At 76.1% G+C, this 16,398-nt stretch carries 7 protein-coding genes; all 7 read left to right on the forward strand.

Going from position 1 to position 16,398, the window contains the following annotated elements; genetic code table 11:
• Positions 1-21: 21 nt before the first annotated feature.
• The 7 genes from OHS82_RS07885 to OHS82_RS07915 all read left to right on the forward strand — a co-directional run bounded on the left by OHS82_RS07885 (position 22) and on the right by OHS82_RS07915 (position 16,356).
• The gene (locus tag OHS82_RS07885; RefSeq protein ID WP_328433595.1) at positions 22-7,119 is read left to right on the forward strand and encodes an SDR family oxidoreductase; all 7,098 of its coding nucleotides are present in this window, start codon (positions 22-24) and stop codon (positions 7,117-7,119) included.
• A 143-nt stretch (positions 7,120-7,262) separates the two neighbouring features.
• Positions 7,263-11,837 (forward strand): beta-ketoacyl synthase N-terminal-like domain-containing protein, encoded by a 4,575-nt coding sequence (locus OHS82_RS07890; protein WP_443061830.1) that lies wholly within the window; start codon positions 7,263-7,265, stop codon positions 11,835-11,837.
• Positions 11,834-12,163, forward strand: coding sequence for an acyl carrier protein (locus OHS82_RS07895; RefSeq protein ID WP_057582440.1), 330 nt, complete (start codon positions 11,834-11,836; stop codon positions 12,161-12,163). The genes OHS82_RS07890 and OHS82_RS07895 overlap by 4 nt, the downstream gene beginning before the upstream one ends.
• Positions 12,164-12,166: 3 nt before the next feature.
• Entirely contained in the window at positions 12,167-12,982 is an 816-nt protein-coding gene (locus OHS82_RS07900; RefSeq protein ID WP_057582439.1) for an alpha/beta fold hydrolase, read from the forward strand.
• Positions 12,979-14,172: a glycosyltransferase gene (locus tag OHS82_RS07905; protein ID WP_328433597.1), complete on the forward strand. Its 1,194-nt coding sequence runs from the start codon at positions 12,979-12,981 to the stop codon at positions 14,170-14,172. Before OHS82_RS07900 ends, OHS82_RS07905 begins: the two co-directional genes overlap by 4 nt.
• Positions 14,169-15,263, forward strand: a complete 1,095-nt coding sequence (locus OHS82_RS07910; RefSeq protein ID WP_328433598.1) for a class I SAM-dependent methyltransferase — start codon at positions 14,169-14,171, stop codon at positions 15,261-15,263. The genes OHS82_RS07905 and OHS82_RS07910 overlap by 4 nt, the downstream gene beginning before the upstream one ends.
• A 148-nt stretch (positions 15,264-15,411) precedes the next feature.
• Positions 15,412-16,356 (forward strand): alpha/beta hydrolase fold domain-containing protein, encoded by a 945-nt coding sequence (locus tag OHS82_RS07915; RefSeq protein ID WP_328436039.1) that lies wholly within the window; start codon positions 15,412-15,414, stop codon positions 16,354-16,356.
• Positions 16,357-16,398 lie beyond the last annotated feature (42 nt).

Raw genomic sequence — 16,398 nt, forward strand, 5'->3', positions numbered from 1 at the left:
CTCACCTTGATTCGGAGAATCATGACGTCCGCTGTGCGTCCCGAGGACATGATCATCGGCATCACTCCGTTCGGAGAGCCCGACGCGGGGCTCGCCCTGGCGGTCGGCCGGGCCGGCGGCCTGGGCGTGCTCGACCTGGGGCCGGGGGACCGAAGATCCCGGGAGGCTCTCGCCCGCCTGCGCCGGGCCTCCCCCGGCGCGTTCGGCGTCCGGGTCGGCGCGCACTGCGCGCTCGGCCCCGCCGATCTGGCCCCGGACGGCCCGCACACCGTGATAGTCACCGCGGACGCGGCCCGGGACGCCACGCAAAGTCCGTGGGACGTCGGCACTTTGACGGTGTGTCACCGGGTGCTGGTGGAGGTCACCGACCTGGCGGGCGCGCGGGACGCGATGCGCGTCGGGGCGCACGGCCTGATCGCGCGCGGCGCCGAGTGCGGTGGCCGGATCGGCGAACTGAGCACCTACGTCCTGCTCCAGCAGCTCCTCGCCGCGCCCGAGGTGAGCGTGCCGGTATGGGCCTGCGGCGGCATCGGCCCGCGCACCGCGGCCGCCGCGGTGGCCGGCGGGGCGGCCGGAGTGGTCCTGGACAGTCAGCTGGCGCTGCTCGCCGAATCGGCCCTGCCCGAGCCGGCCGCGGCCGTGCTGCGCACCCTGGACGGTTCGGAGACCGTCGTCCTGGCCGGTCACCGCGTCCTGCTGCGGCGCGGCCCGGACGCGCCACGGCTCGCGCCGGACGCCACCGCCGAGACGGTGGCCGCGACGCTGGGCGCCCAGGACCCGCGCACCCAGCTGCTCCCGGTGGGCCAGGACGGGTTCCTCGCCGCCCGGTTCGCCGAGCGCTGGGTGGACGTCCGGCGGACGGTCCGCGCGCTCAGGGAAGCCGTGCTGGACGCCCTGCGCGACGACACCGCCGGGCGGGCGCTGGGGGACGGATCGCCGATGGCCCGGGCGCTCGGCACCCGGCTGCCGGTCGCACAGGGCCCCATGACCCGGGTGAGCGACGAGGCGGCGTTCGCCGCGGCGGTGGCGGCGGACGGGGCCCTGCCGTTCCTGGCGCTGGCGCTGGCGGACGGCGAGCGGACCCGGGCGATGCTGACCGAGACACGGGAGGCGGCGGCCGGCCGGCCCTGGGGCGTGGGCGTCCTCGGCTTCGCGCCGGAGGAGGTGCGCGCCGCCCAGCTGGAGGCCGTGCGGCAGCTGCGGCCGACGCACGCGATCATCGCGGGCGGACGGCCCTCCCAGGCGCAGGCGCTGGAGCGGGACGGTGTGCGCACCTTCCTGCACGTGCCGTCCCCGGGACTGCTGCGGCAGTTCCTGGAGGCGGGGGCGCGCCGGTTCGTCTTCGAGGGCGCGGAGTGCGGCGGGCACGTCGGACCGCGCGCCAGCTTTCCGCTCTGGGAGGCCCAACTGGCTGTCCTGGAAGATTTCTTGACGGACCGTGAGGCCGCCGACGTCGAGGTGTTCTTCGCGGGCGGGGTGCACGACGAGCGGTCGGCGGCGATGGTCGCCGCGCTCGCCGCCCCGCTGACCGCGCGCGGAGCGGCCGTGGGCGTGCTGATGGGCACCGCGTACCTGTTCACCGAGGAGGCGGTGGCGCTCGGGGCGATCCGGCCGCTCTTCCAGCGGCAGGTCATGGCGGCCGGCGGCACCGCGCTCCTGGAGTCGGCGCCGGGTCACGCCACACGGTGTGTGCCGAGCCCGTTCGCGGCCGGCTACCGGGACCGGGCGGCCGGGCTGCGCGCCGAGGGCGTGCCGGAGCGGCGGATCTGGGAGGAGCTGGAACGGCTCAACGTCGGCCGGCTGCGCGTCGCCAGCAAGGGCGTGACCCGGGACGCCGGCGGTCTCCTCACCCCCGTCGACGAGGGACGCCAGCTCACCGAGGGGATGTTCATGGCCGGGGAGGTGGCGGTGCTGCGCTCGGCCCCGACCACCCTCGCCGCGCTGCACACCTCGGTGACGACCGGGGCGCTCGCTCATCTCGCCCGGCGCGCGGCCGAGTTCGCGCTGCCGGACGAACCGGCCGAGGCCGCGGCTCCGGCCCCGCTCGACGTCGCCGTCGTCGGCATGGCCTGCATGTTCCCCGGAGCGCCCGACCTGGCCGCCTTCTGGGCGAACGTCGTGGGGGGCGTGGACGCGGTGGGCGAGGTCCCGGCGGACCGCTGGGACCCGGCCGTCCACCACGGCACGTCCACCCCGTCCAAGTGGGGCGGATTCCTGCCCCGCATCCCCTTCGACCCGCTGCGCTACGGCATCCCGCCGGCCTCCCTCGGCAGCGTCGAACCGGTGCAGCTGCTGTCCCTGGAAGCCGCCCGGCGCGCCCTCGACGACGCCGGATACGGCGACGGGGGGCGGCGCTTCGACCGCTCCCGCACCTCCGTGGTGTTCGGCGCGGAGGCGGGCAGCGACCTGTCGAACGCCGCCACCCTGCGGGCGGTGCTGCCCTCGTACTACGGCGAGGTCCCGGCCGGCCTGGACCGTCAGCTGCCGCAGCTGACCGAGGACTCCTTCCCCGGCATGCTCGCCAACGTCATCTCCGGGCGGATCGCCAACCGGCTGGACCTCGGCGGCGCCAACTACACCGTCGACGCGGCCTGCGCCTCCTCGCTGGCCGCCGTGGACGTCGCCTGCAAGGAACTGGTCGGCGGCACGTCCGACGTGGTGCTGTGCGGCGGCGCCGACCTGCACAACGGCATCAACGACTACGTCCTCTTCTCCTCCGTGCACGCCCTGTCCCCGACCGGCCGCTCCCGCGCCTTCGACGGCTCGGCGGACGGCATCGCCCTCGGCGAGGGCGTGGCCTGCGTGGTCCTCAAGCGTCTCGCGGACGCCGAACGCGACGGCGACCGGATCTACGGCGTCATCAAGGGGCTCGGCTCCTCCAGCGACGGACGTTCGCTCGGGCTGACCGCGCCGCGGCCCGAGGGACAGCGCTCGGCCCTGGAACGCGCCTACCGCAACGCGGGCGTCTCCCCGGCCGACGTCGGGCTCGTCGAGGCGCACGGCACCGGCACGGTGGTCGGCGACCGCACCGAACTGCGCATCCTCACCGAGGTGTTCGACGAGGCCGGGGCGAAGCCGGGCGGCTGTGTGCTCGGCTCGGTGAAGTCGCAGATCGGGCACACCAAATGCGCCGCGGGACTCGCCGGCCTGATCAAGACGCTGCTGTCGCTGCACACCGGCGTCAGACCGCCCACGCTGCACGTCGAGGCCCCCAACCCGGCCTGGGACGCGGCCGCCAGCCCGTTCGCCTTCCACGCCGAGGCCCGCCCGTGGGCGGTTCCTCCTCGCGAACGCCTGGCGGGGGTGAGCGCGTTCGGCTTCGGCGGCACCAACTTCCATGTGGTGCTCGCCGCTCACGCCGAGGGCGTGCCGCCGGTGCGCGGACTGGACGCCTGGCCGGCCGAACTGTTCGTCTTCCGGGGCCGGGACGAGGCGGCGGCCCGCCGTGCCGTGACCGAACTCCTCGGCGCCGCGCAGACCGGCGGACGGCCGTGGCGGCTCCGCGACCTCGCGCTGAGCGCGGCGCGACGGGCGGACGCGAGCGCGGATCGGACGTGGTTCGCGGTCGTGGCGACGGACGTCGACGACCTGGTGGAGAAACTGCTGTGGCTGACGGCCGACCCGGCCGGGACCGCCCCGGCGCGCGGCATCCACCGGGCCGTCCGCCACGAGGAGCACGACGAACTCCCCGGCGACGCCCCCGGCGCCGGCGCCAGCACCAGCACCAGCACCAGCACCAGCACCAGCACCAGCACCAGCACCAGCACCAGCACCAGCCGGAACGACGCCGGGGAGGGCAAGGTCGCCTTCCTCTTCCCGGGGCAGGGCAGTCAGCGCACCGGCATGCTCGCCGACCTGTTCGTGGCCTTCCCCGAGCTGCGCCCGTACCTGGAGCTCGGGCGCGCCCACGCCGACGCCCTGTACCCGCCGGCCGCCTTCGACGACGCCGGACGCGCCCGGCAGCAGGCCGCGCTGACCGACACCCGGGCGGCCCAGCCCGCCCTCGGCCTCGCGGGCCTCGCCGCCCACGCCGTGCTCACCGCGGCCGGGGTGCGCCCCGACATGGCCGCCGGACACAGCTACGGCGAGCTGGTCGCCCTCTGCGCGGCCGGCGCCCTGACCCCCGAGACGCTGCTGGAGCTGAGCTCGGAGCGGGCCGCGGCGATCCTGGAAGCCGCACGACGCGCCGACGGCGAGGGCGGCGGGAACCGCGGCGACGGCGACCCCGGGACCATGGCCGCCGTCACGGCGGACGCGAAGGCGGTGACCGAGGCGCTGAAGGCCGGGGCCGCACCGGACTCCGTCGTCGTCGCCAACCGCAACTCGCCCGGGCAGACGGTGATCGCGGGACCGACGGACGCCGTCGCCGAAGCCGTCCGGCTGCTGCGTGAGGCCGGACTCGGGGCCCAGCGCATCCCCGTGGCCTGCGCCTTCCACAGTCCGCTGGTGGCGGGCGCCGCCGACCGGTTCGCCGGAGCGCTCGCCGACCGCCCGGTGCACGCCCCCGAGTTCCCCGTGTGGTCCAACCGCACGGCCGCCCCCTACCCCGCCGACGCGGACGCCGTCCGGGCCGGGCTCGCCGCCCAGATCAGCGCGCCGGTCGCCTTCGCCGAGCAGATCGAGGCGATGTACGCGGCCGGGGCGCGCGTCTTCGTCGAGGCGGGGCCGGGGTCGGTGCTCACCCGGCTGGTCGGGCAGATCCTCGGCGACCGCCCGCACCGCACGGTGGCCTGCGAGCCCCGGCCGGGCAGCGGGCTCGGCGGCTGGCTCGACGCCCTGGCCGCGCTCGCCGTCGCGGGTCTGCCGGTGCGCGCGGGGTGGCTGCTGCGCGGCCGGGACGCCGTGGACGCCGTACGGACGCCCGTGCCGAAGCTGCCCGGCTGGACGGTCGACGGACAGCTGGTCCGCACCGCCGCCGGCGCGCTCCTACCCGGTGCGCTCGCACCGGCCCGACGAGTCGCGGAGACCCAGGAGACGACTGTGACGACGAACCCCCCGCCCGGCGTCCCCTCCGACCGGGACGCGCTCATCTCCGAGTTCCTGCGCACCAGCCGCGAGATGATCGCCGCCCAACGGGACGTGCTGCTCACCTACTTCGGCGCCACGCCAGGGGCCACGATCGCCGCGCCCGTGGTCGTCCCGCAGGCGGCGTCGGCGCCGGCCGAACTCGTCGCGCCACGACCGCAGTCGACGGCGCGGACACCGGCGGCGGACACGGGAGCGGCGGACACGGGCTCGGCCGCCGAGGCGGTGACGCCGGCCGGCGGGCCGCCGGACGTCCAGCAGGTCGTCCTGGAGATCATCAGCGAGCGCACCGGCTACCCCGTCGACATGATCGAGCCCGACCTCGACCTGGAGGCGGACCTCAGCATCGACTCCATCAAACGGGCGGAGATCGCCGGTGAGCTGGCCCGACGGCTGGGCGGCGCCGGCGCGGACCTGACCGCGATGGAGGACGCCGAGCTGGAGGAGCTGGCCAAGGCGCGCACGGCCGCCGCGGTGACCGACTGGCTCACGGCCCGGCTGGGCGGCGGCCCGGCCACCGCACCCACCCCCACCGCGCCCACCGCCACCGCAGCCACGAGCCCCATCGCGCCCACCCCACCCACCGCACCCGTGGCGCCGGACAGCGCCGAGGCGCCCGCCGAGGCCCCACGCCGGCACGTCCTGCGTCCGGTGCTCCTCGACACCTCGGCGCAGGCGGTCGCGGACCCGTCCGCGGTGCTCGCCGGCACCCGCTGGGCCGTCCTCGGGGACGCCCCGGAGATCGCCGCCCGGCTGGTCGCGCACGGCGCCCACGTCACCGTCCGGGGCCGGGACCACGTCCTGTCGCGGGACGACGGGGCGGTGGACGGAGTGCTGTACCTCGGGGCTCTCACGAGCGCCGACGACGGCGCACCGGTGCTGCCGGACGCCTTCCCCGTGCTGAAGGCCGCCCTCGAGGGCGGGCCGCGGTGGCTGCTGGCCGTCCGGCGAGCCGACGCCGACGCCCCCGACACCCGGACGGCGGGCCTGCGCGGTCTGTTCCGGACCCTGGCGCGGGAGTGCCCGGACACGCTCGCACGGGTCGTCGACCTCAACGACGTGTCGGCGTCCGCCGTCGCGGACGCGGTGGTCGAGGAGGCCGTCGCCGCCGACCGCACGCCGGTCGTGTTGCGGACGGCGGCCGGACGGCACGGCTTCGAGCTGGTGGAGGCGCCGCTCGGCGCGCTCGGCAGCACGGGCGCCGGACCGGCCGGGGACGGGGTCGCGGAGGCGGCCGCGCTCGGCCTGGACCGGGACTCGGTGGTGCTGCTGGCGGGCGGCGCGCGGGGCATCACCGCGCAGTTCGCCGCCGCGCTCGCCGGGGCCGCCCGCTGCCGGCTGGAGCTGCTCGGCCGCACCCCCGCGCCGGACGGCCCCGAGGACGCGGACACCGCGGCCGCGCGCACCCCGGCCGACCTGCGCGCCGCACTCGCCGCGCGCGGCGGTCTGAAGCCCGCCGAGATCAACCGTGCTGCCGAACTCCTGCTCGCCCAGAGGGAGATCACGGCCACGCTGGCCGAACTCGACGCGCTCGGCGGGCGGGCCCGCTACCGCACCGTCGACTTCCGGGAGCCGGACGCCGTGCGCCAGGCGGTGAAGGAGATCCACGCCGAGCACGGCAGGCTCGACGGCGTCGTCCACGCGGCCGGCGTCATCGAGGACCGGCTGATCGGCGAGAAGAGCGCCGAGTCGTTCCAGCGCGTCTACGGCACGAAGGCGACCGGCGCGCACGCCCTGCTCACCGCGCTGGAGGAGCTGCCTTCCACACCGGCCTTCACCGTGCTGTTCGGCTCGGTCTCGGCCGTGCTGGGCAACCGGGGCCAGGTGGACTACGCGGCCGCCAACGACGCGCTGGAGACTCTCGGCGCGGCCTTCGCCGCCCGCACCGGCCGCCGTGCCGTGACCGTGCACTGGGGTCCGTGGGCGCCCGCCGCCGGGCACGCCGGCATGGTCGGGGCCGAGTTGGCCCGCGAGTACGCCCGGCGCGGCATCCGGCTGATCGACCCCGAGGAGGGGACCGCGGCGCTGCTGCGCGAGCTGGCCTGGGGCGAGGAGTCGGCCACCGCCGTCGTCTACACCGCCTCGGGCTGGTGACCGCCGCGGTGACGTCGTCCGGGCCGGCCGAGGCGGGGCCGGCTCCGGTGACGGAACGTCGGATTCCGGAACACCCCCTGCCGGAGCACCGGGTGATCGACGGTCGGACGACGGCGCGTCAGGTGCCGGTCGCCATCGTCGGGATGTCGGTGCTGCTGCCGGGGGCCGCCGGACTGGACGCGTACTGGCGCAACCTGCGCGACGGGGTCGACGCGATCGGCGAGGCGCCGGAGGGACGCTGGGACGCCGCGTTCTACCGGCCCGGCACGGCCGCCGACCCGGCCGTCGCGGACCGGGTGTACACCCGGCGCGGCGGATTCGTGGACGGGCTCGCGCAGGTCGAGGTCACCCGGTTCGGGGTCATGCCGAACTCGGTGGCCGGGACCGAGCCCGACCAGCTCATCGCCCTGCACGTGGCCTCGGCCGCGCTGGAGGACGCGGGCGGCGCGGACCGTCTCCCCGAGCGGGGGCGCGTCGGCGTCGTCCTCGGCCGGGGCGGCTATCTCACGCCCGGCCTGGTCCGGCTCGACCAGCGGGTGCGCACCGCCGGCCAGCTCGTGCGCACCCTGGGCGAGCTGCTGCCCGATCTGACGGACGGGCAACTCGACCGGGTACGGGCCGCGTTCACCGAGCGGCTCGGCCCGGACAGTCCCGAGTCCGCGATCGGCCTGGTGCCCAACCTGGCCGCCTCCCGGATCGCCAACCGGCTCGATCTGCGCGGGCCGGCGTACACCGTGGACGCGGCCTGCGCCTCGTCGCTGGTCGCCGTGGACCAGGCGGTGGGCGAACTCGCCTCCGGCCGGTGCGACCTGATGCTCGCCGGCGGGGTGCACCACTGCCACGACATCACGCTGTGGAGCGTCTTCTCGCAGCTGCGCGCCCTCTCTCCCAGCCAGCGCATCCGCCCCTTCCACCGGGAGGCCGACGGCATCCTGATCGGCGAGGGCACGGGCGTCGTCGTCCTCAAGCGGCTGTCCGACGCCGAGCGCGACGGCGACCGGGTCTACGCCGTCATCCGGGGTACCGGGGTGGCCAGCGACGGCCGGGCGGCCGGGCTGGTCAACCCGGATCCGGGCGGTCAGGCGCTGGCCGTGCGGCAGGCGTGGCGGGCCGCCGGGCTCGATCCGGCCGCACCCGGCTCGGTGGGTCTGCTGGAGGCGCACGGCACCGCCACCCCGGCCGGCGACGGAGCCGAACTCGTCACGCTGGCCGAGGTGTTCGGCCCCGGGGACGGCGAGGCGGTCCTCGGGTCGGTCAAGTCGATGATCGGGCACACCATGCCCGCCGCCGGGGTGGCAGGCCTGGTCAAGGCCGCTCTCGCCGTGCACCACCGCACGCTGCTGCCGACGCTGCACTGCGACGACCCCCACCCGGCGCTGGCCCGCACCCGGTTCCGCACCCTGGACAAGGCCGCCGACTGGGAGACCACGGCCGACCAGCCCGTGCGGCGGGCCGCCGTCAACGCCTTCGGGTTCGGCGGGATCAACGCGCACGTGGTGCTGGAGGAGGCGCCCGCCGCCCGCGGGCCGCGCGCCGCGACGACGCCCCGCGCGGTCCTGGACGTCGCCGAACCCGAGCGCGTCCTGCTGCTCGCCGCCGGCTCCCCCGCTCGGCTCGCGGCCCTCCTGGACGGGGCCGACGACACCGTGCGGGCCGCCGGCCTGGACCCCTCCCGGCCGCACCCGGACGCCGGAGTGACCCGACTCGGCATCGTCGAGCCGACCGCCAGACGGCTCGCGCTGGCCCGCCGGGCCGTCGCCAAGGAGCGTGCCTGGCACGGCCGCAGCGACGTCTGGTTCCGGCCGACCCCGCTGCTGGGCGCCGGCCGGGGCCGGCTCGCGTTCCTGTTCCCCGGGCTGGAGGGCGACTTCACCCCGCAGGTCGACGACGTGGCGGCGCACTTCGCCCTGCCCGTCCCGGCCGTCGACGGCGACCGGACCGGCGACGTGGGCCGGCACGGCTTCGGCGTCGTCGCCGTCGGCCGCCTCCTCGACGCCGCGCTGCGCCGCAGCGGGATCGTGCCGGACGCGGTCGCCGGGCACAGCGTCGGCGAGTGGACGGCGATGGCGGCGGCCGGACTGTACGCCGGGGAGGAGGTCGACGCCTTCATGGCGGAGTTCGACCCGGACACCGTCGCGGTCCCCGGACTGGCCTTCGGCGCGATCGGCGCGTCGGCGGAGCGTGTGCGGGCCGCCCTGCGCGACGAGGGCGGAGCACGGGAGGGTCTGGTGCTGTCCCACGACAACGCGCCCGGCCAGTCCATGGTGTGCGGTCCGCAGGCGGCGGTGGAGGACTTCGTGCGGGCGTTCCGCGCCCGGGGCGTGCTCAGCCAGGTGCTGCCGTTCCGGTCGGGCTTCCACACGCCGATGCTGAAGCCGCACATCGGCCCGATCGAGGCGGCGGCCGGCCGGTTCCGGCTGCATCCTCCGCACACCCCGCTCTGGTCGGGGACGACCGCCGCTCCGTTCCCCGCGGACGAGCACGGCGTTCGGTCCCTGTTCGTGCGGCATCTGCTGGAGCCCGTCCGCTTCCGGCAGCTCGCCGAGGCCCTGCACGCGGCCGGTCACACCGCGTTCGTGCAGGTCGGACCCGGTCAGCTCGGCTCCCTCGTCGGCGACACCCTGGGCGGACGCGACCACCTGGTGATCGCCGCCAACTCACCCCACCGCACGGGCCTCGCCCAGCTGCGCCGGGTCGCCACCGCGCTGTGGGCGGCCGGGGCCGCGGTGGCGCCCCTCCTGCCGCCGTCCTCGTCCGCCGCCGGGACGACGGACGCGCGCCGGCGCCCCCCGACACAGCTGGATCTGGGCGGCGCCCTGGTCTCGCTCGCGCCGCAGCGCCTCGCCGAGCTGAGGGACGAACTGCGGGCCGGGCTGCGAGGCGAGGGGCGGGACGACGTGCAAACCGTGCCTCGCGCCCACCCCGGCGCGGACCCCGCCCGCACGGACCCCGCCCGCACGGACCCCGCCGCCCCGGCTCCGGCCCCCACGGCCGCCCCCGGCGGTCCGTCGCCGCTGGACGCCCTCGTCGCACGCTCCCCGATCGCCGCCGAACTGAGCGCCCTGCTCCGCGACACGGCGGACACCGCCGCCGCCCTGATGAGCACGCACGCCGCGGCGCCCGTGCCACACCGCCCGGTCGCGCCCGGACGCACGACCGTCCGCGTCTCCACCGAGTCCATGCCCTACCTCCTGGACCACTGCTTCTTCCCGCAGCGCCCCGGCTGGCCGGACCTCGCCGACCGCTGGCCGGTCGTCCCGGCCACGACGATCGTGCAGCACGTCATGGACGCGGCGGCGGACGCCGCACGGGCCGCGGACGCCGGCCGGGCGCTGCCGGTCGCCGTGCACGGGGCACGCTTCGAGGAATGGCTCACCGCCGCCCCCGCCGTCGACGTGCCGGTCACCCTCACGCCCGCGGGCGTGGACCGGCTCACCGTCTCCTTCGGCCCACGGGCCCGGGCCACCGTGGAACTCGCCGGGACCTACCCCGCACCGCCCGCCCCCTGGGCCGCCCTCCCCGCGCCCGAACGCACCCCCGACCACACCGCCGCCCAGCTCTACGACGAGCGCTGGATGTTCCACGGACCGGCGTTCCGCGGCGTCACCGAACTCACCGCGATCGGCGACCGCCATGTGCGCGGGGTCATCACCACCCCGGCCGCGCCCGGTGCGCTGCTGGACAACGTCGGCCAGATCCTCGGCTACTGGATCATGGCGACCCGTTCCGAGCGGACCGTGGTGTTCCCGGTCGGCATGCGGGAGATGCGTTTCCACGGGCCGCATCCGGCGCCCGGGACACGGGTGGGATGCCTGGTGCGGATCACCTCGCTCACCGACGCGTTCCTCGAGGCCGACGTCCAGCTGACGGTGGACGGCACGGTCTGGGCGGAGCTGCGCGGCTGGCAGGACCGCCGCTTCGACAACGACCCCGGCACCCGGCCCGTCGAGCGGTTCCCCGAGCGCCACACCCTGTCCGAGACCCGCCCGGGCGGCTGGCAGCTGCTGCACGAGCGATGGCCGGACCTGGCCTCCCGCGAACTGATCATGCGCAACTCGCTGGGCGGCCAGGAGCGTGCGCAGTACGCGGAACACGCGCCGCGCGGACGGCGGCAGTGGCTGCTGGGCCGGATCGCGGCCAAGGACGCGGTACGGCGGTGGCTCTGGGACCACGGCGAGGGCCCGGTGTTCCCGGCGGAACTGCGGGTGCGCAACGACGCGGCCGGCCTCCCGTACGTCACCGGCGAGCACGGCCGCACCCTGCCGCCGCTGGACGTCTCACTGGCCCACTGCGCGGAGGCGGGCGTGGCGATCGTCCGCCCGCACCGGCCCGGCCCCGGGCCGGGGATCGACATCGAGGAGGTCGTCGAGCGCACCCCGCAGACCCTCGCCACCGCCCTGGGCCCGGACGAACTGGCCCTGCTGGACGCCCTGTCCGCCGCCGGCGGCGACTCCGAGGCCCTGTGGTTCACCCGCTTCTGGGTGGCCAAGGAGGCCGTCGCGAAGGCGGAGGGCACCGGATTCGGCGGCAGACCAAGGGACTTCAGGGTGCTCGACGCGACGCCGGCCGGCGACCGGCTGACCGTCGCGGGCCGCCTGGAACGCGCCTACACCGTGCACTGCGCACCGGCCGCCAACCCTCCCCGGCTGCCGCGCCGCGCGTACGCGGTGGCATGGACGACGGGACCCTCGACCGAGAAGGAGTACGACACCCCATGACATCCCCCACCCCCCACTCCCCCGTCACGGCCGAGGAGGAGTCCGTCCTCGCCGACCTCACGGGGATGCTCGCGCGGCTCCTGGAGGACGAGTACGGCCTCGACGACGTCGAGATCGGCATGCACACCACCTTCAACCGCGACCTGGAGCTGGAGAGCATCGACCTGGTCACCCTCGCCGGACTGCTCCAGGAGCGGTACGGCGACCGGGTCAACTTCGCCGAGTTCCTGGCCGGCATGGAGTTCGACGAGATCATCGAACTCACCGTGGGACGGCTCGTCGAGTACGTCGTGACGAGTCTGAAGGCCGCGGCGGAGGCGGGCTGAGCCATGGCGATGGTCGACACCGGCGCCGTCCGGTTGCACGTACAGCGGCTCGGCCCGAGGGAGGGCCGGCCGCCCACCGCCACCGTGGTGCTGGTGCACGGTCTGCTCACCGACAGTCTGGCCAGTTACTACTTCACCGTGGCCCCCGCGTTCGCGGCCGCGGGCCTCGACGTCGTCATGTACGACCTGCGCGGCCACGGTCGCAGCGCACGCCCCGCCGAGGGCTACACGCTGGACCACAACGTGGACGACCTCGAGGCACTGCTCGACCGGCTGGGGGTGACCGGTCCGGTGCACCTGGTCGGCAACTCCTACGGAGGCACGATCGCGTTCGGCTACGCGGCCCGGCACCCCGGGCGGGCTGCGAGCGTGACCCTCGTCGAGTCCGAACCGGCCACCGCCGCCTGGGCGGTGAAGCTCGGCGGCATCCTGGACCGGGTCGTGACCCAGCTCGCCCACAACGAGCCCGACGCGATCGCCTGGATCAGCGCCCACCGCGGACACAACACGGCACGCCTGGCCAAGGGCGCGGCCCGGCTCGCCCGCGACACCACCCTCGGCCGGGACATCCCGGCCAGCCGGGTGCTGACGGAGGAGCGCATCGCGGCGGTGCGCTGCCCGGTGCTCGCCGTCTACGGCGGCGACTCCGACCTCGCCGCACTGGCGCCGTGGCTGGAGTCGGTGCTGCCGGACTGCCGGACCGTGGTGATCCCGGGACATGAGCACTCGGTGCTCGTGGAGGCGTCGGGCGCCGTCGGCGGGCACGTGCTGTCCCTCGTCGAGGAGACCGGACGGACCGCGGCGAAGGCCGCCGGATGAGCCGGTTCCTGTTCGTCGTCCCCCCGCTGGTCGGGCACGTCAACCCGACGGTCGGCGTGGCCGCCGAGCTCGCCGCACGCGGCCACCGGGTGGCCTGGGTCTGTCCCGACCCGGAGCTGGTCGCCAGGCTGGCGGGGCGCCGGGCGGGCCCGGTCTTCGCCTGCGGCGGGGCCCCCGGGGGTGAGCGGCCCGCCGACCTGCGCGGGCCGGAGGCGCTGAAGTTCCTGTGGGAGTGGTACCTGCTGCCGCTGGCCGAGGCGATGGCGCCGGGGGTGCGGGCGGCCGTCGAGACGTTCCGGCCCGATGTCGTCGTCGCCGACCAGCAGGCCTTCGCCGGCGCGCTCGTCGCCGAACGGCTGGGCCTGCCCTGGGCGACCTCGGCGACCACGTCCGCCGAGTTCACCGACCCGCTGGCCGGGCTGCCCAAGGTGCGCCAGTGGCTGGACGGGCGGCTGACGGCGCTGCGGGCGGCCGTGGGCGACCCCGCCGGAGCCGGCGACCCCCGGTTCTCCCCGCATCTCGTTCTGGCCTTCAGCACGCCGGAGTTGGCGGGCGCAGCGCCCGGCGTCCCCGGAAGCGGCGGAAGCGGCGGAAGCGTCTGCTGGGTCGGCCCGTCCGTCTCGGCCCGGCCGTCGGCCGCCGGTTTCCCCTGGGAGTGGCTCGACGCGGGACGCGCCACCGTGCTGGTCACGCTGGGCACCGCGAACGCCGACGTCGGCGGCCGGTTCCTCGACGTGTGCCGGAGCGCGCTGCGGGAGCGGGCCGACCGCATGCAGGGGGTGATCGTCGACCCCGGCGGCACCCAGGCGGCGCGGGAGCCGGACAAGGACGTGCTGATCGTGCCGTCCGTGCCGCAACTCGCGCTGCTGGAAAGGGGAGTCGGCGCGGTGGTCTGCCACGCGGGGCACAACACCGTGTGCGAGTCGCTGTGGCACGGGATCCCGCTCGTCGTGGCCCCCATCCGCGACGACCAGCCGGTGGTGGCCGGGCAGGTCGTGGACGCGGGGGCCGGTGTGCGGGTGCGCTTCGGCCGGGTCACCGCACAGCGGTTCGGCGCGGCGCTCGACTCCGTGCTGGACGACCCCGGTCACCGCGCGGCGGCCGTCCGGATCCGCACCGCGTTCCGCGCCGCGGGCGGCGCATCCGCCGCGGCGGCCCGACTCGACGAACTGGCACGGGAGTTGCGATGACCGATCAGACCACGTCCGGCACGCCGGCCGAGCCCGTCAGGTCCGCCGAGCGGATCGCCGGGCTGCGGCCCGCCTACCAGGCGGACCTCGCCGCCGGGCTGGAGCACTTCTTCGAGCCCCGCCGCACCGACTGTCCCTGGTGCGGCGCCCGGGAGCTGACCACCCGCCTGCGCACCACCGACCTGCTCCAGCACAAGCCCGGACGGTTCGTGCTGGACCGCTGTGAGCGCTGCGGACACACCTTCCAGAACCCCCGGCTCAGCCCGCAGGGACTGGAGTTCTACTACCGGGACTTCTACGACGGACTGGGCGAGAAGAAGCTCGGCGACACCTTCGGCGGCCGGACGAAGATGTACCGGGGACGGGCCGAGTCGATGCTGCCGCACGACCCCGCGCCGAAGACCTGGCTGGACGTCGGCACCGGGCACGGTCACTTCTGCGCCGCCGCCCGGGAGGTGCTGCCCGGCACGGTGTTCGACGGGCTCGACTTCACCGACGGCGTCGAACTCGCCGAGCGGGAGGGCCGGGTGGAGCACGGCTACCGCGGTGACTTCCCGCACCTCGCGTCCGAACTCGCCGCCCGTTACGACGTGGTGAGCATGTTCCACTACCTGGAGCACAGCACCGATCCCGACCGTGAGCTGCGCGCCGCCCGGGAGACGGTCCGGCCCGGCGGGCACCTGCTGATCGAGGTGCCGGACCCCGAGAGCCGCTACGCGCGGATGCTGGGCCGCTGGTGGCTGCCCTGGCTCCAGCCGCAGCACCTGCACCTCGTGCCGGTGGCCAATCTCCGGGAGCGGCTCACGAGCCTGGGCTTCACGGTGGTGGCGGAGCAGCACGCGGAGCCGCACGACCCGGTCGACCTGCTGGCCGGCGTCTGGCTCGCGCTGGACCACGCGGCGCCGCGCGACGACGCGCCCTGGCTGCCCCGACCGCCGGGCGCGCTGCGCCGCACGCTGCGCGGGACGCTGCTGGTCGCCGGCATCCCGGCGCTGGTCGTGGCCACCTTGCTGGACCGGTTCGCGGTGCGGCCGCTGTCGCACCGGCTCGGCGTGTCCAACGCCTACCGGCTGGTGGCTCGCCGCGACTGACCGGCCGGACCGGCGGGCGGACAGGCGGGCGGACGTACGGACCGACGGTGGGGCAGGGCTGTGCGGTAGGGGCGCGACGTGTTAGCTTCACCCCGTCCATCAACAGGTTTCCTGATGATGACGTGACATGCACGACGAACGGATCAACATGTCCTTCCTCGCCAGGCCGTCGGTGGCCGCTCTCGCCGCGCGCACGATGCAGCGCCTCACCGCACTCGCAGGCCGCCGCGCGAGCGGACCCGGATCGACGGCCGACCGGCTCGCCCGGCTGCCCGAATACCCCCGCGATACGCGGGAGTCGACCGTGCCGACCTCGGTCGCACCGGCTCCGGTCACCGTGTACGCGCCCCCGGCGGGAACACCGGATCCGCCCGTTCACGTCAACTTCCACGGCGGCGGGTACGTCATGTCGATGCCGGAGATCGACGACGCCCTGTGCCGTCTGCTCGCCGCCGAGGCGGGGGTGGTCGTGGTCAACGTGAAGTACGCGGTGGCACCGCAGTTCCCCTTCCCCGGTCCGCCCCGGCAGGCCTACGAGGTCGTGCGCTGGGTCGCGGAACACGGCGCCGCACACGGGTGGGACGGCACACGGCTCACGGTGGGCGGCCAGAGCGCCGGCGGCGGTCTCGCGGCGGCCGTCGCCCGCCGGGCCCTGGAGGAGGGCGGCCCCTCGATCGCGCTCCAGGTGCTGCACTACCCCCCGCTGGACCTCGCCACCGGCGCCAGGGACAAGCGGGCCGCCATCGCCCGGCCGATACTGCGGCCCTGGATGGCGGACGTCTTCGACTCGTCGTACGTCCCGGACCCGGCCCTGCGCGCCGACCGGCTGGTCTCGCCCGCCCACCCGTCCGACACCGCCGACCTCGCGGGCATCGCCCCGGCCCTGGTGATCACGGCGGCGCACGACCTGCTGCGGGCCGAGGGCGTGCGGTACGCGGAGCGTCTGGCGGGGGCCGGCGCGCTCGTGGAGCATCACGACGTGCCGGGCGTCGACCACGGCTACGACGGCGACGAGAAGAACGAGGAGAGAACCCGCGCCTCCTACGCGCTGATCGCCCGCCACGTACGGCAGGCCACGTCACCCGTCGCCTGAGCGACCCGGGCGCGCGAGGCCGCGTCCGCCGCCCGCCGTCCG

It is taken from the genome of Streptomyces sp. NBC_00425, assembly GCF_036030735.1.
Lineage (GTDB): Bacteria > Actinomycetota > Actinomycetes > Streptomycetales > Streptomycetaceae > Streptomyces.